Below are 18,198 nucleotides of genomic sequence, written 5' to 3' on the forward strand. Positions count from 1 at the left end.
AGACATACGACAGCAGCCTGCAATTTTGAAACCAAGATTTTTTGACGAATCACTTTTGAGCAAAGAAAAACGCCGGCCCGTCGTATGACGGACCGGCGCTCTCAAGTTCTAGGCGGAAAGTTTACAGGCCGTGCTTCACGCGGCTCTCGGCTTCCTGCTCCTTGAATTGATTGAAGCGGGGCAGGAATTTGTCCCAGTCGATGATGTGGGCGTCGAGTTCCGGGCCGTCGATGCAAGCGTGCTTGCGCACCATCTTGCCGTCGATCTGGACCGGGACCATGCAGGCGCCGCACATGCCGGTGGCGTCCACCATGATCGAGTTGAGGCTGACCACGGTCGGAACTTCGTACTTCTTGGTCAGTTCCGACACCGCCTTCATCATCAGCGGCGGGCCGATCGCGATCACTTCGGCGATCTTGCGGCCATTGACGGACTTCTTGTCGTCCAACCAGCGTTGCAGCGGGGTGGTGACAAAGCCCTTCTCGCCGAAGGTGCCGTCGTTGGTGCAATAGACCACGTCGAGGAGGTCGCCGAACTCGGCCTTGATCGCGTCGACGCGCTCGCCTTCACCGACCCAGAACAGGGCGCCCTGGGTACGATAGCCGGCGATGAGCGTGACGTGATTGCCCATGCGAAGGTGCTCGCGCGCGATCGGGAAGACCGGCGGGAGACCGACGCCACCGGCGCAGAACACCACCGTTTCCTTTTTGGGATCGTAGTGGTGCAGATGCGACGGCAGACCAAGCGGGCCCGCGATGCCTTCCAGGTATTCGCCCGGCTGCATCTTGTTGATCAGGATCGAGGAGGCGCCGACGCCCTGGATCACCAGGGTGATGGTGCCCGCCTTGGCATCCCAATCGGCCAGGGTGAGCGGGATCAGCTCGCCCTTCGCAGACGGCAGGACGCGGACGAACTGTCCGGCCTGGGCCGACTTGGCCACCATCGGAGCCTTCACCGTGATCTCGACGATATTGTCGGCGATCTCACGACGCAGGACGATCCGGTGTGCGGTCTGGGCTTTGGCGGTATAGGCCGCCGCGCGTTCGACCCGCGCCTTGATCTCGGCTGCGGTGAAGGGGATCTCCTGGGCGATCTGGATGGCCGCCGACTTGCCGTCGCCGGCCGCATTGACCGCCGTGGAGCCGCCGCGGGTGGCGTCGCCGCCCGAGTAGACGTCCTTCAGCGTGGTCTCCGCCCCGTTCTCGACGATCAGAGTGCCCCACTTCGACGTTTTGATGCGGGGTTCCGAGTCCTTGATGATCGGGTTGGAGTCGTTGCCGAGCGCCATGATGACGAGATCGACCGGGATGGTCTCGGTCTTGCCCGTCGGCTCCGGCTTCCTGCGGCCGGAGGCGTCGGGAGCGCCGAGTTCCATGATGTCGAGCTTGGCATGGCAGACCTTGTGGTCGCCGCCCGAGATGAACTCGCTCGGCGAACGCAGGACCGACAACGCAATGCCTTCCTCGAGGGCGTGTGCCAGCTCTTCGACACGGGCCGGCATTTCCTTCTTGGTACGGCGATAGACGATCGTGACGTTGGCACCCAGACGCTTGGACGTGCGCGCCGCATCCATCGCGGTGTTGCCGCCGCCGATGATGATGACGTTCTTGTCCTTCACGACCGGGAGCGGGGTCTCGTATTCGTCCAGCCGCGCCTGCATGAGATTGACGCGGGTGAGAAACTCATTGGCGCTCATCACGCCGTTGAGGTGCTCGCCCGGAATGTTCATGAAGCGCGGCAGGCCCGCACCGGTGCCGACGAAGATCTTGTAGAAGCCGGCGTCCTTGAGGTCCTGAAGCGTGGCCGTCTTGCCGACGACGAAGTTCTTGACGAACTTGCCGCCGAGACGGTCGATCTTGCCGACCACGTTGTCGATCAGCGCGTTGGGCAGACGGAATTCGGGAATTCCGTAGCGCAGCACGCCGCCGAGATTGTGGAAGGCTTCGAACACCGTCACCGGATAGCCTTCGACCGAAAGCAGATAGGCGTTGATGAGGCCGGCCGGGCCCGAACCGACGACCGCGATCGGCGGCTTCTCGGCTTTGGCCCACGGCGTCACGTAATCCGTCCACTCCGCTTCGTCGATGCCGTTCTGCTCTTCTTCCAGGCGCTGGCGCTCGGGCAGGTACCATTCGATCTGGCCGATTTCGATCGGCCGTCCCGAGATGTTGCACACGCCCTGGCACTGATGCTCCTGCGGACAGACGCGACCCGTCACGTTCGGCAACGGGTTGAGCTGTTCGATGAGCTTCAGCGCCTGCTTCAGCTTGCCTTGGCCCATCAGGTTCAGAAGATCCGGAACCTTGATGACCAGCGGGCAGCCGCCCTTCTTGCGGCCCTTGGCGTCGAGGCAGCCCTTTTCGCAAGGACGGTCTTCGCACTGCTTGTCGCGCAGCACTTCCAGCCACACGAACAGGTCGACCTCGCGCATGGAGTAACCCAGTGCGCGATAGCCGAGATAGCCCGTGGTGACCAGTTCGAAGTCGCTTTTGCGCTCTTCGGCGGGACGGACGTACGGGTGGATGAAGTTCCCGCTCGGCCAGTCCTTCGACAGCCCCTTGAACATCGGATAGCGGTCGCCGAGATGCTGGTCGATCGCCTCGATGAACTTGCGCTTGAACTTGAGCGGAGCCGCCCAGACGAAGCGCTGCAGGATGGTCGCCATTTCGTCGCCGCGGAGAAGAATGTTCCACAGCGCCTTGGTGAATTCGGCACCGAGTTCCGGCTGCTTGAATTCCCAGGCGATCGCCGCCGTACCGTCTTCAATGAACACCTGACGCAGCGACTTGGGATCGTTGAGCAGGCGCTTGCGCAGAAGCTGTAGCTGCTTCTGGAAGACCTGGAAGGCTTCTGTGCCTTCCAGTTCCTCGATCTGCGCTTCCGTCGTTTCGAGGGCGTTCGCTACCTGACGGTAGCGCGCGAGATCCTCGCCGACGTTGTTCTTGGTTGCCTCACTGCTCATGAACGATCTCCGCATCGCAGTTCGCCGCAACGCGCGCCACTTTGCTCTTCAGTTCCGCCGTCGGCTTCACCTTGGCGGCCGCGCCCGGAATCAGGTGCGCGACTTCCTTCGGCGAACCGTCGACGACGATCTTGGTCTTCTCGAAGAGCTCGGGAAGCTGCGTGTAGCAGGTCTTGCAGTTGGTGCACTTGGCCATGTTGGCTTCGTCGAAGCCGACCACCGCGTCGCCGTTCGCCGCCGGAGCCGCCGCAGCGGGAGCCGCCGCGGGAGCTGCGCCGCCGAGGGCGAGACCGATGCCGCCGGCCGCCGGAGCCTTGGAGGACGCCGCCAGTTCGCTCATCGCACGCGCGATGGAGTCGATGGCGTTCTCGCGGCTGTCGACCGCTTCCTTGTACTTGGTTTCGAGCGCTTCCACCTCGGCCTTGTGGCTGGCGTCGATCATCTCGACGTTGATGCCGGCGAGGTATTGCAGGGTCCGCCAGTACTTGCGGCGTTCCTCGACCAGAGCCACCAGAGTCGGCGACACCGCCAGCTTGATCAGCTCCTTCTTGTCGTTGGTCGAGTAGATGAACGGCACCTTGCCGTTGCGTTCGCCGGTCGGGAGCGCCACGTAGTCGGCGATCGGCATGGCGTCGGCGTCGGCCGGCAGCTTCTTGAATTGCTTCTTGAAGCGGGTTTCGCCCTTGGCGAAGTCGGCCGGGGTGTACGGCACTTCGAGCAGCTTCATCTCGCCGTTCTCGACGTACTCGATGGTGGTGTTGGCCCAGTCCTTGGTCGGTTCCGGGTTGCCTTCGAGCGAGAAGCGGGCGTGCAGGTCGGTCCCCTTCGCCGGATCGTGGACGAACAGCGGGCTGATGCGGCTGTCGACCGACAGGCGCGCATGTTCCGCCGAAGCGTTGTCCGCGATGCCCTGCTCACCCTGGCACGGCGTGTAGACGTCGAGGAGGGCGGGCGACGAGTTGTGGTTGATGTAGGCGAGCACCGACTTCAGGAAATGGCCCTGAACGGCGGTGTTCGACTGGACCACGAACACGTTGGGATGGAACGCGGCGATCAGGCCGAGTTCCTTGCGGCTGTCCTGCTTGCCGGCATGGGCGGCGCCGAAGCGCGACAGGTCGGCGTCCTGACCCGTCATCGAGGCCGTGGAAGCCTGGCCGCCGGTGTTGGAATAGGCACCGGTGTTCAGAACCATGGTCTTGATCGGGGTGGTGGTCGACATGACACGCGACAGCGAGCCGAAGCCGATGTCGTAGGTGGCGCCGTCGCCGCCGATGCAGAATACGGTCGGCATCAACGCGAGTTCTTCCTGGCTGAAGTCGGCCCAGGCAAAGGTCTTGAAGAACTTGTCGTGGACGGCCGCATCGTACTCGTCGTCGAGTTCGAGCTTGGCGGTGCGCAGGGCGATGATGTCCTGCACCGTTTCCGCCGCCAGACCTTCGAAGATGCCCTTGGCAACCGCGGGATGATCCTGGAACAGGCTGTTCACCCACGGGCTGTTGTAGGGGTTGAAGGGGAAGGTCGAGGCGTAGACGCTCGAGCAGCCGGTGGCGTTGGCGACGACCGCCGCAGCCGGGCCCTTGCCGGACGGACCGGACTCGAACATGTACAGGCGCTTCTCGAGGGTCTTGATCGTCTTCTCGATGCGCGCCGCGCGGGCCGCGTCGCTCACCTTGGCGAGCTTGGCGGTCAGCTTCTCGAGCAGGCCTTCCAGTTCCTTGATGTGGGCCTTGCGGCGGACATCATGGACGGCGGTGTTGGCGCTGGTGACGAGACGGATCGCAGTGACTTCGCCGCAACCGCGGCAGCCGCCATGGCCGCCCGTCGTGGCGTAGTAGTTGTTGCGGTCCAGCATGAAGCGCTTGATGTCGCCGTCGGGGGCGGTGGCGCCTTCGACGAAGCGGGCCGGCGTATTGGCCGTACGCGACAGGAATTCGAAGCGGGTCTGCAGGACTTCCAGCAGAGGTTCGTCCTGTTCGCGGCGGCCGAGTGCGCCGGAGCCGCAGACTGCGACGCATTCCATGCAGCCCGAGCACTTCCACGGATCGACGGTCACGGAATAGAGGCCGCCCGAACCGGGGTTCGCCTTTTCCATGGCATCGAAGAAGGGCTTGGTCTTGGCGACCGGGAAGATCGACAGCGCGGCCGCAGCCTTGCCGATGTTCTTCTTGAGGATCGCGTTGTCGCCGGCGACGGCATCGGCCACGGAAGCGACCACGTCGGCGAGAACCGGCGAGTCCTTGGTGGCGCGATAGGCGGCGCGAACGGCATCGGCGAGGGCCGGAACGGTCTCCTTCAGGGCGTTGATCTGCGCCGGAGCGAGATCAAGCTGGCTGATGGCGACGTTCAGGAGATCGCGGATGTCGTGAACCGTATTCGGGATCGCGGCGTCCGGGCAGACCAGGGTGCATTCCATGCAGCCCGTGCACAGGTCCGGCTTGTATTCCGGAACGGTGCGGCGGAAGAGGCCCTTGTCCTTGTTGGCGGCGGTGGCGGCAGGCATGAACAAGCCGGTGCCGGGCATGACCGGGGATTCGCCGATCGTGCCTTCGCGGAACGGCTTGGCGACGATTTCGTCGAAGTAGTCGGAATCGCCGAAGTTGGCCGACGCATCCGGACGGATGAGATGGCACATCGAGGCGGAGACGGCGTTGGTCAGGCCGGAGGTCTTCGGCGCAGCCTTGTCGGCTTCGACGTATTCCGGCGCGTCGTAGTTCACCTTCTGGGTGGCTTCGAAAGCTTCCTTGATGACGGTGAGGTTGCCTTCGACGACGGCCGCGCCCTTGGCGCCGAACTTCTTGTTGAGGTCGTAGCGGATCTTCTCCAGCATGGCCTCATGCGTGGCGCCGCCGACGATGCGGTCGACGTGGCCGCAGATGGCGCCGATGAAGGCGATGCCCATCATGCGGGTTTCGAGTTCCGGCGTCGGGGCGTGGGGCTTGGCAACCTTGAAGCCGTCGAGCACGAAGAACTTGATCTTCTTGTCGCGGATGGTCTTGCGGGCCGCCAGCGGGATCGACTTCCAGACTTCGAGCGGGCCTTCCATGCTCTGCATGATGAAGGTGCCGCCTTCGACGATGCCCTTCAGCGGATTGGTGTGCGCGAACACCTTGTGGTCCGGCGAAACGACGATTTCGACGTCCTCGATTTCGGCGTTCGACTGCAGCACCGTCTCGGGCGAGAGGGTGATGTAGTAGTTGGTCGGCGCACCCGACTTTTCCGAGCCGTACTTCGGAGCGGCCTTGGAATGCAGCTCGAGAACGTTGGCGAGGATGTCGGTCAGGAGCTTGCCGGTGGCCATCGTGCCGTAGCCGCCCACCGAGTGGAAGCGGATGCGGAACGCGCCCTTCGGCAAGAGCGTCGGGTTGGCTTCGGTCTCGAGACCCATCAGTTCGGTCTCGGGATAGGCCGCCTTCAGCTTGGCCTGCAGTTCGGCCATGCGGGGCGACGGGTTCTTGGAGAAGAACTGCGTGCCGAGATAGACCAGCGGCGCATTCTTCGTTTCCATGTTCTTGTAGGCGGCGATGAGGTGGCGCGGCTGCAGGTCGTGCGCGCCGAGGCCGAAGATCGCCGTGGTCAGCTTGGGCAGCTTGTCGAGCGCCGGGATGCCTTCGTTGTGGCCGCCCTGCGCATTGGCAATGCCCTTGAGCAGCGCGGTGTTGACGAAGGTGGTCAGCGCGGTGACGTCGGAGCGTTCGAGGACCGTGACGGCCTTCTTGCCCTTCAGTGCCGCAACGACTTCGGCGTCCGGGAACGGCTGCAGAAGGTTGATGGAGATGACGCCGACCTTCTTGCCCTGGCCGCGCAGATACTTGCAGACCGCGAGCGCGTCGTCGGTGACCGAACCCATGCCGAGCAGCACGGTTTCGGCGTCGTCGCAATAATGAGTTTTGATCGGGCCGTATTCGCGGCCGGTGAGCTTGGAGTACTCGGCCATCGCTTCGCGGACGAACTTCGGCACGTCGCGCACGAAGTGGGTGCGATGGTCGGCAGCGCCGGCCTGGAAGTCGGGCTGGTTCTGCACCGGGCCGGTGAGGCCGGGGTTGTTGACGTCGACGAGCGCGGGAACGCGCTGGCGGGTGCCCTTCTCGTAGGCGTTCAGCCACTGGCGCTTGAAGGCGCCGGCGAGTTCTTCCGGAACGAAGCCCGCCACCTTGGCGATGAGCTTGCCGTCGTTGTCCTTCTCGACCGCATCGGCGTTCTTGTCGAGGAATTCGACCAGCTTCTTGTAGCCGTCGACGGCGAAGTCGCCTTCACGGCTCGCGAGATAGCGCTTGAGCTGATAGACACGGCCTTTGGCGCCGAACAGCATTTCCTGCGCCACGGTCGGGCACGGAATGCGGTCGCTGGGATCGCCGAGGAACTCTTTCAGGAGTTCTTTTTCCGGCATCAGCGCTTCGCTCATCATGTGCGACGTGGTGAAGCCGTCGAAGGCGTTGGCGACGGGGATCAGGCTCATGGCGCTGATCTTGTAGGAGATCGCGGCGAGGTCGGCGGCTTCCTGCGGGTTCGATCCGAACAGGATCGTGTAGCCCGCGGTCAAGAGCGCGTAGACGTCGTCATGGCCGGCCATGACGTTCAGCGAGTGCTTGGAGACCACGCGTGCGGCGACCTGCAAAACAAAACCGCCGGCGCGGTGGCCGACGGTGACGTAGTGCGATTCGATGCCGTAGAGGATGCCCTGGCTCGACGAGGCGTTGGAGATGTACTTGCCGCCCGTCAGCGTGGCGCCGAGTGCGCCGGACTGGGCGGAGTGTTCGCCTTCCGGTTCGAAGAAGAAGGGATGCTTGCCCCAGACGTTGACGCCGCCCTGGGCACGGAAGGCTTCGTACAGCTCCGAAATTTCAGTGGACGGAGTGATCGGGTACCCGATGACGCCGCCGCATACATTTCCCATGACTTCGGCTACGGCGCCGTTACCGTGGATTACCGTAGGAATACCTGGATATTTTACGTTCATTTTTTTCCGCCCGTTGTTGTGTCTTCAGGGTTGCGCCGGTTTGGCGCACTCTTTTTGTTGGCTTTTGGCTAAAGCCGCACCTGCGCGAAGACGCACAAATGCGCTTCGCAACTAGCATTCTGGCAACGCCCCCGAACATGATTAGAATCAAGTTTCCTCCTGGGACGCCGACGCTTTTTACTTGTGCGGCAAGCCGTGCGCATAAACCTGTCCCGATTATTCGCAATGCTACGTATTAGCGCGGCGGTGAGACGCAAAGGCGCACCGGTTTGCGCCATCTCCAGAGTGCCTTCTATTGCGGCAAAAGCGGCCGGGAACTGGGAAAAATGCGATGCCGGGCGCTGTCGTTGCCGGGTTCTGTAAGTGTGCTTCATTCGCATTTTATTGACCAAGTCGTGTTTGGCCGGGCCAAAAGAAAACGGCGGCGAAGGCTATCCTGCCTTCACCGCCGCTCCCGGCCGCCAGAAAAGGTTGCGCCTACGCCTGTGGCGCGAATTTGAGCGGCGGACTCGCCTGAATTTCGACTTTGGTCTCGCCGGGAGGGGCGACACGATATGCGGCTGCAATCACCAGATCGTCGCGTTCGCGCCAAAGAGTGAGCCCGCGTTCGCGTGCAATCGTCGACCGCCGCGACTGGCTGACGCGCAGCTTCGTCCTCGGGGTGCCTTCGCGGAAAATCACTCGAATCAACGTACCCATATCAGCTCACGAACGCTTGTGTTTCGTGAGAGGGATCAAACGCCATGGCATGGGCTCACGAAATTCGGATTGGTACCTATTCCGTGGCGGTATGTGGAAGATGCGGATGCGCGTTTGGTCGCAGCGGTGCGGTTTGTGTCAAAACTGCGGCGTACAAACTGCAGCGGGCCGTGGCGGCTCTCTATAGTGGGACACTCTTGGGTAAAAGGACGATCACCATGACTGCGAAATCCGGGCTTTTTGCACTCGCCCTCGTGATGGTCGCGGCGGTTGCCGCGAAGGCCGATCCCAGCGGCGGCGGCGGCACGGCGATTTATCCGGTGATGAGTCTGTGGGCGCAGGATTATCGCGTCCGCACCGGCTTGAAAGTGAACTATCAGCCGATCGGATCGGGCGGCGGCATCCGTCAGTCGCTGTCGCGCACCATCGATTTCGGCAACACCGATTTGCCGCTGTCGACCGCCGATCTCGCCAAAGGCAAGCTGGTTCAGTTCCCCGTCCTGTTCATCGCGATTGTGCCGGTTGTGAACCTGCCGGGAATCGCGCCCGGCGCGCTGGTGCTCGACGGTCCGACGCTGGCCGACATCTATCTCGGCCGCATCCGGCGCTGGGATGCCGCTCCGATCGCCCGCTTGAACCCCAAACTGCACCTGCCGGGGCTGCCGATCATCGTGATCCACCGCTCTGACGCCTCCGGCACCACGGCGCATTTCACGGCCTATCTCGCAGCGACCTCGCAGAATTGGGCCAAAGAGGTCGGCACCGGACCGGCCGTCGCTTGGCCCACCGGCTCGGCGGGGAAGGGCAATGCCGGCGTCGTCGCCACCTTGCAGCAGACCAAAGGAGGCATCGGCTACGTCGAATACGCCTATGCCCAGCAGAACCGCTTGAGCTTCACGGCCCTCATCAATCGCGCCGGCGCCGCCGTCGAACCCACCTTGCAAAGCTTCCAGGCAGCGGCCCGGACGGCCGATTTTCGCCGCAACAACAACCCCATACCCGCCGATCCGTTGGGGCGGGAAAGCTGGCCGCTGACCGCTGCCACCTACATGCTGCTGCACGCCGACGCCTCGCCGGACCTCAACCGGCAGATCGTCGGTTTCCTGCGCTATGCCCTTCATGAAGGGCGTCCCCAGGCCGAGTCGCTGCATTACGTGCCTTTGCCGCAGCCGGTGGTCGCCGAGGTCGAGGCGGCCTGGGCCAAGATGCTGAAACCGTAACCATCCCTTCGGCAAATCTGGACTTTTCCGCACCGACGCCGCTTCACAGGCGGCGGCGAACGGTTCTAGGTTGCCTCTTTCCATGGAGTTCCCTGCATGAGCGCATTCGAACGGACGCGAGCCCTGATCGCGGCCGCGCTGGTCATCGTGGCGGTCGGCAACCCGGCCGAAGCCCGCCATCGTCATCACCATCGCGCTGCCGCACCTGCTGCCGTCGCTCCGAGCGGGGACTTGGCCGTTCTCAGGGCCCGGCTGCCGAACGGATTGCGTGTCATTATCGTTCGCAACACTTTGGCGCCGGTGGTGGCGACTTCGGTCAATTATCTGGTCGGCTCCGACGACACGCCGGCCGGCTTTCCCGGCTCCGCCCATGCTCTCGAGCACATGATGTTCCGCGGCAGTCCGGGGCTTTCGGCCGACCAGCTCGCCAATATCGGCGCGCTGATGGGCGGCGATTTCAACGCCAACACCCGCGGCAGCCTCACCCAGTACCTCTATACGGTGCCGGCCGAAGACGTCGACGTGGCGCTCAACATCGAGGCGCTCAGGATGAAGGGCCTCGATTCCACCGAAGCGGAATGGGCCAAGGAGCGCGGCGCCATCGAACAGGAAGTGGCGCAGGACCAGTCGGCGCCCGGCTACAAGCTGTACGAGCGGCTGCGGTCGGAACTGTTCGCCGGCACGCCCTACGAACATGACGCGCTCGGCACCCGGCCGTCGTTCGAAAAGACCAGCGGCGCCGATCTCAAGGCGTTCCACGCCAAATGGTACGCACCGAACAACGCCATTCTGGTGCTGGTCGGCAATGTCGATCCCAAGGCGACGCTGGCGAAGATCAAGACGCTGTTCGGGGCGATTCCGTCGCGTGCATTGCCGGCGCGGGCGAAGTTCGCCTTCAAGCCGGTGAAGCCCGCGATCTTCACCATCGACTCCGATTATCCCAACTACACGCGCGTCATCGCGATGCGCTTTCCCGGCCTGAAATCGAAGGATTTTCCGGCCCTCGAAGTGCTCGCCGACGTGCTGTCCAGCCGCCGCTTCGAACTCTACGGACTGGTCGCGGCCGGCAAGGCGCTCGGCACCGAATTCTCGCTCGAACCGCAGGAAAAGGCGTCGATCGCCTATGCCGCGGTGAGTTACGCGCCCGGCGCCGACGGCAATGCGCTGGAAGCGCGCGTGCGCGAAATCCTCGAGAAAGTGGCGCGCGACGGCGTTCCGGCGGACCTGGTCGAAGCGGCCAAACTGCAGGAACGGCGCAGCAGCGAATTGCAGAAGAACTCGATCGCCGATCTCGCCTCGGTGTGGTCCGACGCGGTAGCGCTTTACGGCCTCAAATCGCCCGACGAAGACCTCAAGCGGATCGAGAAGGTCACGGTCGAAGATGTCAACCGGGTGGCGCGCGAGTATCTGAAACTCGATGCGTCTATCTCGGGTCTGTTGCTGCCCAAGGGGTCGGGCAAGCCGGTGGCGTCGAGCACTCCGACCGGCGGCATGGAGACGATCAATCTCGGCGAAGCCAAGCCGGTGCCGCTGCCGGATTGGGCCAACGCCGCAATGAACCGGCTCGACGTGCCCGAAACCACGCTGGCGCCGGTGGATACGGTGCTGCCCAACGGGCTTCGCCTGATCGTCCAGCCGACCAAGGTCTCGGATACGGTCAATGTCTACGGTCATATCCGCAACCGGGCGGAGACGCAGATGCCGCCGGGCAAGGACGGCGTGAACATCCTGCTCGGTTCGCTGTTCAACTTCGGCACCGAAAAACTCGACCGCCTCGCTTTCGAGAAGGAACTTGACGCCATCGGCGCGCAGGAACGCGGCGGCGCCGATTTTTCGCTGCACGTTCTGGCGCAGGATTTCGACCGCGGCGTCGAACTTCTCGCCCAGCACCAGCTTCAGCCGGCATTGCCGCAGGAGGCACTCACCGCGATCCTGCCGCAGATCGCCCAGTCGGTGGAATCGCGCAATCACACGCCGGGCTACCTGGCGCAGCGTGCGATGGTCGAAGCGCTGTTCGCGCCCGACGATCCGTCGCGGCGTGAAGCCACCGGCGCCACCGTGATCGGTCTCAAGCGTGCCGACGTGCTGGCCTACTATAAAACCGTCTTCCGGCCCGACATGACGACCATCGTGGTGATCGGCAACGTCACGCCCGAGAAGGCCAAAGAGGTCATCGCCAAGCATTTCGGGGCCTGGACGGCGGAGGGTCCCAAGCCGCCGGTCGATCTGCCGGTGCCGCCCGCCAACAAGCCGGCACAAGTGGCGGTGCCCGACGACAGCCGGGTGCAGGACAGCGTGCTTCTCGCCCAGAATCTGGCGCCGAAGCGCACCGATGCCGACTACTACGCACTTTCGCTCGGCAATGAGGTGCTCGGCGGCGGCTTCTATTCGACCCGCCTGTCGATCGACCTCAGGAAGAACGCGGGCCTCGTCTACTCGGTGGGTTCGTCGCTACAATCGGGGCGCACGCGCGGCAACTACTTCGTCCAATACGCCTGCGATCCCGAGAACGTGACCAAGGCGGCGGCCATCGTGGTGCAGAACCTCAAGACGATGCAGGAAAAGCCTGTGCCGCAGGAGGAACTCGATCGCGTCAAGGCGATGGTGCTGCGCCAGTTGCCGCTCGGCGAGGCCAGCGTCGACGACATCGCCCGCGGCTTCCTCGACCGCACCGAATACGACCTGCCGCTCGACGAACCGACGCTCGCCGCCAAGAAATACGTGGCGACGACCGCAGCGGAAGTGCAGGCCGCCTTCGCCAAGTGGATCCGCCCGAACGATCTCGTGCGTATCACGCAAGGCCCGGCGCCGAAGTAGAGGTGGCGAATACCGTAGCGAACAGGGGCTTGACCGGGTGCTCCCGTCAGGCCCCTTTTCTATTCGCTATTCCCGCACGTTCACCGTCGCGCCCGATTTTCCCGCTTCGAGCATCGCCTCGATCAGGCGATGGACTTTCAGCGCTTCGCGGGCGGTGATGCGGGGCGCGCGCTTATGCGCGATGGCATCGAAGAAATCGGCCCAGACCGCCCGGTGCAGATCGTGCGGGAAGGCCATCGGATCGGCACCGCCGCCGCCGGCCGTAGGCGGCGGGGTGAAGCCGTCCTCGGAACCGTCATGGAACCGTGCCGAAAAGCCGTAGCCGGAGAGGGTCGCCGTGCCTTCGGTGCCGATGAAATCGATGCGTTCGACATCGCCGGGATAACGCGCCGTCGTGGCTTCGATGACGCCGAGCGCACCACCCGCGAACCGCACCGCCGACGCGGCGTAGTCCTCGGTTTCCATGCGATGCACGGCGGTTGTCGCGGTGAAGCCGCAGACGTCGGTGAGGCGGCCGGCCACCGGTTCGGCCAGGCTCAGCATCAGATCGAGAGTATGAATGGCCTGGCTGATGAGGACCCCGCCGCCGTCGCGGGCAAAGCTGCCGCGGCCCGGCTCGTCGTAATAGCTTTGCGGCCGCCACCACGGAATGCGGGTCGAGCAGGACACGATTTTGCCCAGCCGGCCGCTGGCCAGCAGCGCCGCCAGTTTTTCCGCCGCCGGTTTGAAGCGGTGCTGCAGCACCACCGCAATGGTGACGCCGTGCTTTTCGCCCGCCGCCACGACCGCCTCGGCGCGCGCCGGCGTGATATCGAGCGGCTTTTCGAGAAGAATGTGTTTGCCCGCCGCGGCGAAGGTCTCGATCAGTTCGAGATGGGTATTGGGCGGGGTGAGAAGGCCGACCGCTTCGATGCTCTTGTCGGCGGCGATGGCATTTAGATCGCCGGTGGTGGGGAAGGGGAAGCGCGCGGCGAACGCCTGACGGCGGCTTTCGCTCGGGCTCATCGCCACCACGTCGGCGCCGAGGTCGACAAGACTTTTGGCATGGGGCGTGACCGCCATGCCGAGACCGATCAGGGCGATACGGCTCATTTTGCCTTCATGAAGCCCATCAGGAAGGACCGCAGTTTCGGCACCGCGCCGACGGCAAAGCCGACCGCCAGAGCGCCGATCAGCACCTGGACGGGGTTTTTGCCGATGTAGCCGGCGGCGCTTTCACCCAGGATGCGGCCGAGTTCGAGGCCGATCTTGGCGGTGGCGGGACCTTTCTTTTGGGCTTCCAGACGCGCCTTGCGTTCCGCCGCCCGCGCGATGGCCGAGCCGATGGCGAGGACGATTCCCGACAAAAACATCAGGATTGCCGCCGTCGCCAAAGCCGCCAGTGCCGGAACCGGCACCACCAGTTTCAGACCCTCATAGAGCGCCACGCAGAGGAACGCGCCGGTCGCGATGAGGAAGACCGCGGCAACCAGCGCCACCGCGGCCATGATCGCGATGCGAATGAAGCTCGCTTTCATCTAAGCTTAGCGGCGGCCGAACAGGATACCGACCAGCAGGCCGATGCCGAAAGCGGCCACCACGGCCGTGACCGGATCTTCGTGGATCTTCTGCTTGACGCCCTCGAACTTCTCCTTGGCTTCCGCCCAGGTGTCTTCGGCAGTGGCTTCGAGCCGGGCTTTGGCTTCCTGGCCGCGCTGACGCACCAGATCCGACAGGGTTTCGGCGATCCGCGTGAAGCCGGCCTTCAACTCGCCCACGTCATCCGACAGCTTCTTCACGTCTTCGTTTGCCATGGCAGTTCCATCCTAAAGTTGCACCCACCTAAGATATGGGGCCGGGTCGCACACCCGCATGAATTCCTATTGCTACACTGTGGCAGCATATTGCCGCAGGGCAAGACCCCGGACGAATTCGCCTGTGGGCAGTGCCCGAGGTATGCCCCTTCCTCATACGGGAATTCGGGTCTCAAATACAGGAAGAACCGTATGTATTTCTGCCCCTTGGGCGGGTGTATTTTTGACATTGCGCAATGCGTTCGCCGTCGCACGCCCGCACAACAGGGCGCCTAGCCCCGCTATGCCGAGGGAACCCGCCATGCAGCATGCCCTGATCGTCGCCCACCCCAATCCCCGCAGTTTCGTCTCCTCGCTGGCGATGGCCTATGCCGAGGCTGCCGAGGCGCTGGGACATAAAACAATCATGCGCGACCTCTATGGCATGGCGTTCGATCCTTGCCTGAAGGCCGACGAGATTCCGTCCGCCGCCGGCTTCGCGCCGCGGCCCGATGTGGTTGCAGAGCGCCTCCTGCTCGCGGACGTCGATGTGTTTGCTCTTTTTTATCCGTTCTGGCTCAACGCTCCGCCGGCGATGCTGAAGGGCTATCTCGATCGCGTTTTTGGTTTTGGATTTGCTTACGGCAACGGTCGCGCCGGCAACGAGCCGTTGCTGACGGGCCGCAAGCTGATCAGTTTCACGGCGTCCGGCAAACCGAGCGAATGGGTCCGTAAAACCGGAGCCTGGGAAGCGGTGCGGACGCTGTTCGACGAACACGTGTCGGCGGTTTGTGGTCTCTCCGTCGTCGATCACGTTCATTTTGGCAGTGTCGTTCCGGGGATTCGTGGCGATGTTGTGGCACGCCACCAGGACTCCGTGCGCGAAGCCGTGGCGAGACAATTCGGCCCACACTGACTGTCTGGCAATCGTTCGGACAGAGGTTTAACAGGCCGCCAAACCTAAAGAGGCGCGATGCATGTCGATACGCAACCTTGATGCCTTGTTCCATCCCAAGAGCATTGCTCTGATCGGTGCCAGCACGAAGCCGAAGTCGATCGGTGCGGTGTTGGCCGAGAACCTTCTCACCGGCGGCTTCAAAGGCCCGATCATGCCGGTCAATCCGAAGGCGCAAGCGATCAACGGCGTGCTCGCCTACAAGGACGTCGCCAGCCTGCCGATCACGCCCGACATGGCGTGCATCGCCACGCCTCCCGCCACCATCCCCGGCATCATCGACCAGCTCGGCGCTCGCGGCACGCGCGGCGCAGTGGTGATCACCGCCGGTCTGCGCGACATGCTGGCCCCCGACGGCCAGACGCTCGAATATCACATGCTCGCGAACGCCAAGAAGCACGGCCTTCGCATTGCCGGTCCGAACTGCATCGGCATCATTTCGACTCCGGCCGGCGTCAATGCCTCGTTCGCCGAAGCCAAGCCGAAGAAGGGCCGCGTCGCGTTCGTGGCGCAGTCCGGTGCGCTCGTCGCCACCATGCTCGACTGGGCGCTGAACAAGGGCGTCGGCTTCAGCCATCTGGTTTCGATGGGCGACCAAGCCGACTCCGATTTCGGCGACATGCTCGATTACATGGCGCAGGACCCCGATACCGATGCGGTCGTGCTCTATGTCGAAGCGGCCGGTCACAAGCACGGCTTCAGCCCGCGCAAGTTCATCTCGGCGGCCCGTTCGATCGCCCGCATCAAGCCCGTCATCGCCATCAAGGCCGGCCGTTCGGCGGCTGCCGCCAAGGCGGCGTCCTCGCATACCGGCGCGCTCGCCGGTGCCGACGGCGTCTATGATGCGGTGTTCAATCGTTGCGGCATTCTGCGCGCCCGCGACCTCGACGAAATCTTCGACGCCATCGAGACGTTGTCGAAGCCCGGCCGTGTCACCGGCGACCGTCTGCTCATCGTCACCAACGGCGGCGGCGCCGGCGTGATGGCGGTGGACAAGCTGTCGGATCTCGGCGGCAACCTGATCGACATTTCGGAAGAGACGATCAAGAAGATCGACGTCGTCTGCCCGCCGACCTGGTCGCGCGGCAATCCGGTCGACATCATCGGCGACGCCCCCGGCAAGCGCTTCTACGACACCATGAAGATCTGCAACGAGGTTCCCGATGCCGACGGCACCGTGGTCCTCTATTGCCCGACCGCCGTGGCGTCGAGCCTGGAAGGCGCCGAGGCCGTGGTCGAAGCCGTCAAGGGCACGACCCGTCCGATCTTCACCAACTGGCTCGGTTCGTCGGAAGAAACCCAGAAGGCCCGCGATGCGTTCCGCGCCGCCAACATTCCGACCTATGAGACGCCGGAAAAGGCGATCCGCGCCTTCATGCATCTGGCGCACTTCAGCCGCATCCAGAACCTGTTGATGGAAGTGCCTCCGTCCAAGGGCGAGAACGTCGTTCCGGACGAAAAGAAGGCCAAGTCGATTATCGACAAGGCGATGGGCGAAAAGCAGCTCTGGCTCGATGCCGTGTCGCTGTCCGACCTCTTCGCCTGCTACCAGATCCCGATCGCCCGCTCGAAGGCCGCCAAGACGCCGGCCGACGTCGCCGCGATTTCGGCCGACTGGAAGGCGCCGATCGTGATCAAGATCATGTCGCCCGAGATTACCCACAAGTCGGATGTCGGCGGCGTGAAGCTGAACCTCGAAACGCCGGAAGAAGCCAAGGCCGCGGCCGAGCAGATGCTCGTCACCGTCGGCAAGAACTGCCCCAAGGCCAAGCTCGACGGCTTCCTGGTGCAGGAAATGATCAAGCGTCCGCGCGCCTACGAACTGATCTGCGGCGTCGCGGTCGACAACACCTTCGGCCCCTACCTGTTGTTCGGTCAGGGCGGCGTGTCGGTGGAAGTGGTGGCGGACTCCAGCCTGGCGCTGGCGCCGATCAACACCACGCTCGCCATGGACATGATCACCCACACCCGCATCTACAAGCAGCTGAAGGGCTTCCGCGATCGTCCGCCGGCAGCCATCAACGATGTTGCCGACGTGCTGGTGCGCGTGTCGAAGCTGATCTGCGACTTCCCGGAGATCAAGGAACTCGACATCAACCCGCTGCTCTGCGACGAGAAGGGCGTGATCGCGGTCGATGCCCGCATCAAGCTCGGCGTGGCCGGCGAAGGTGCTCGCGATGCGCGTCTGGCCATCAAGCCCTATCCGAAGGAGCTTGAAGCCCACGAAGCGGTTTCGGGTGCCGGCGAATTCTTCGTCCGTCCGGTCCGTCCCGAAGACTACAAGGTGTTCACCGAGTTCTTCGCCAAGCTGGCGGCGGAAGACGTCCGCCTGCGTTTCTTCTCGCCGCTGCGCACGCTGCCGACCAGCCTGCTCAGTCGCCTGACGCATATCGACTATGATCGCGACATGGCGTTCGTCATGTTCAACGACAAGAACGAGCTTGTTGGCGTCGGCAACTTCTCGTCCGATCCGAACAAGGAAAAGGGCGAATATGCGGTGCTGGTACGCTCCGACCTCAAGGGCCACGGCCTCGGCACGGCGCTGATGAAGCGCATCGTCGAGTACGCAAAGGCCTACGGCGTCAAGGAAATCCACGGCGACGTGCTGACCGAGAACTCGATGATGCTGGCGCTGTGTAAGGATCTCGGCTTCACCGTGACCGCCATTCCGGGTTCGCCCGAAATGGTCGTGACCTCGCTGAAGCTGTAAGAAAAAAACCGCAAATTCCTTACGGGATTTTCGGAAATTACCTAGAGGGGGTGGCTCTTTACACGGAGCCGCCCCCTCGCGCTATTCTGGAGGTCGGCAGCGTCAC

Annotated in this window: 10 protein-coding genes; 4 read left to right on the top strand and 6 right to left on the bottom strand. The window is 63.6% G+C overall.

Going from position 1 to position 18,198, the window contains the following annotated elements; genetic code table 11:
• Positions 1 to 121: 121 nt before the first annotated feature.
• The 3 genes from FHS84_RS15270 to FHS84_RS15280 all read right to left on the bottom strand — a co-directional run bounded on the left by FHS84_RS15270 (position 122) and on the right by FHS84_RS15280 (position 8,618).
• A complete protein-coding gene (locus tag FHS84_RS15270) occupies positions 122 to 2,962 on the bottom strand; it encodes a sulfide/dihydroorotate dehydrogenase-like FAD/NAD-binding protein (RefSeq protein ID WP_166935853.1) in 2,841 nt (946 codons plus the stop codon).
• The gene (locus FHS84_RS15275) at positions 2,952 to 7,919 is read right to left on the bottom strand and encodes a 2-oxoacid:acceptor oxidoreductase family protein (protein ID WP_166935855.1); all 4,968 of its coding nucleotides are present in this window, start codon (positions 7,917 to 7,919) and stop codon (positions 2,952 to 2,954) included. Before FHS84_RS15275 ends, FHS84_RS15270 begins: the two co-directional genes overlap by 11 nt.
• 477 nt (positions 7,920 to 8,396) lie before the next feature.
• Positions 8,397 to 8,618: a hypothetical protein gene (locus FHS84_RS15280; protein ID WP_166935857.1), complete on the bottom strand. Its 222-nt coding sequence runs from the start codon at positions 8,616 to 8,618 to the stop codon at positions 8,397 to 8,399.
• 218 nt (positions 8,619 to 8,836) lie between these two features.
• On the opposite strand from FHS84_RS15280, the gene pstS reads away from it, so the two are divergent.
• Positions 8,837 to 9,838, top strand: a complete 1,002-nt coding sequence (gene pstS / locus FHS84_RS15285; RefSeq protein WP_166935859.1) for a phosphate ABC transporter substrate-binding protein PstS — start codon at positions 8,837 to 8,839, stop codon at positions 9,836 to 9,838.
• 96 nt (positions 9,839 to 9,934) lie between these two features.
• Positions 9,935 to 12,655, top strand: coding sequence for a M16 family metallopeptidase (locus FHS84_RS15290; RefSeq protein WP_166935861.1), 2,721 nt, complete (start codon positions 9,935 to 9,937; stop codon positions 12,653 to 12,655).
• A gap of 66 nt (positions 12,656 to 12,721) precedes the next feature.
• Here FHS84_RS15290 and FHS84_RS15295 read toward each other — a convergent pair whose 3' ends face one another.
• From FHS84_RS15295 to FHS84_RS15305, 3 genes are read right to left on the bottom strand one after another with little or no spacing between them, the layout of a single operon-like run.
• A complete protein-coding gene (locus FHS84_RS15295) occupies positions 12,722 to 13,747 on the bottom strand; it encodes a Gfo/Idh/MocA family protein (RefSeq protein WP_166935863.1) in 1,026 nt (341 codons plus the stop codon).
• Positions 13,744 to 14,172, bottom strand: a complete 429-nt coding sequence (locus FHS84_RS15300) for a hypothetical protein (protein WP_166935865.1) — start codon at positions 14,170 to 14,172, stop codon at positions 13,744 to 13,746. The genes FHS84_RS15295 and FHS84_RS15300 overlap by 4 nt, the downstream gene beginning before the upstream one ends.
• A gap of 6 nt (positions 14,173 to 14,178) precedes the next feature.
• Positions 14,179 to 14,448, bottom strand: coding sequence for an ElaB/YgaM/YqjD family protein (locus FHS84_RS15305; protein ID WP_166935867.1), 270 nt, complete (start codon positions 14,446 to 14,448; stop codon positions 14,179 to 14,181).
• A 301-nt stretch (positions 14,449 to 14,749) separates the two neighbouring features.
• On the opposite strand from FHS84_RS15305, the gene FHS84_RS15310 reads away from it, so the two are divergent.
• Together FHS84_RS15310 and FHS84_RS15315 are read left to right on the top strand one after the other, a co-directional pair.
• Positions 14,750 to 15,343 (top strand): NAD(P)H-dependent oxidoreductase, encoded by a 594-nt coding sequence (locus FHS84_RS15310; protein WP_166935869.1) that lies wholly within the window; start codon positions 14,750 to 14,752, stop codon positions 15,341 to 15,343.
• A 61-nt stretch (positions 15,344 to 15,404) separates the two neighbouring features.
• Positions 15,405 to 18,092 carry a bifunctional acetate--CoA ligase family protein/GNAT family N-acetyltransferase gene (locus FHS84_RS15315; protein ID WP_166935871.1) on the top strand — a complete coding sequence of 896 codons (2,688 nt, stop codon included), beginning with the start codon at positions 15,405 to 15,407 and terminating at the stop codon, positions 18,090 to 18,092.
• Positions 18,093 to 18,198: the final 106 nt, after the last annotated feature.

The organism is Rhizomicrobium electricum (assembly GCF_011762045.1).
In the GTDB taxonomy this organism is placed as follows: Bacteria; Pseudomonadota; Alphaproteobacteria; order Micropepsales; family Micropepsaceae; genus Rhizomicrobium; species Rhizomicrobium electricum.

Excerpts from the sequence above, each read along its gene's own strand:
- pstS (WP_166935859.1), top strand. The coding sequence starts at position 8,837 with ATGACTGCGAAATCCGGGCTTTTTGCACTCGCCCTCGTGATGGTCGCG.
- FHS84_RS15315 (WP_166935871.1), top strand. The coding sequence starts at position 15,405 with ATGTCGATACGCAACCTTGATGCCTTGTTCCATCCCAAGAGCATTGCT.
- FHS84_RS15305 (WP_166935867.1), bottom strand. The coding sequence starts at position 14,448 with ATGGCAAACGAAGACGTGAAGAAGCTGTCGGATGACGTGGGCGAGTTG.
- FHS84_RS15310 (WP_166935869.1), top strand. The coding sequence starts at position 14,750 with ATGCAGCATGCCCTGATCGTCGCCCACCCCAATCCCCGCAGTTTCGTC.
- FHS84_RS15295 (WP_166935863.1), bottom strand. The coding sequence starts at position 13,747 with ATGAGCCGTATCGCCCTGATCGGTCTCGGCATGGCGGTCACGCCCCAT.
- FHS84_RS15300 (WP_166935865.1), bottom strand. The coding sequence starts at position 14,172 with ATGAAAGCGAGCTTCATTCGCATCGCGATCATGGCCGCGGTGGCGCTG.
- FHS84_RS15280 (WP_166935857.1), bottom strand. The coding sequence starts at position 8,618 with ATGGGTACGTTGATTCGAGTGATTTTCCGCGAAGGCACCCCGAGGACG.
- FHS84_RS15290 (WP_166935861.1), top strand. The coding sequence starts at position 9,935 with ATGAGCGCATTCGAACGGACGCGAGCCCTGATCGCGGCCGCGCTGGTC.
- FHS84_RS15275 (WP_166935855.1), bottom strand. The coding sequence starts at position 7,919 with ATGAACGTAAAATATCCAGGTATTCCTACGGTAATCCACGGTAACGGC.
- FHS84_RS15270 (WP_166935853.1), bottom strand. The coding sequence starts at position 2,962 with ATGAGCAGTGAGGCAACCAAGAACAACGTCGGCGAGGATCTCGCGCGC.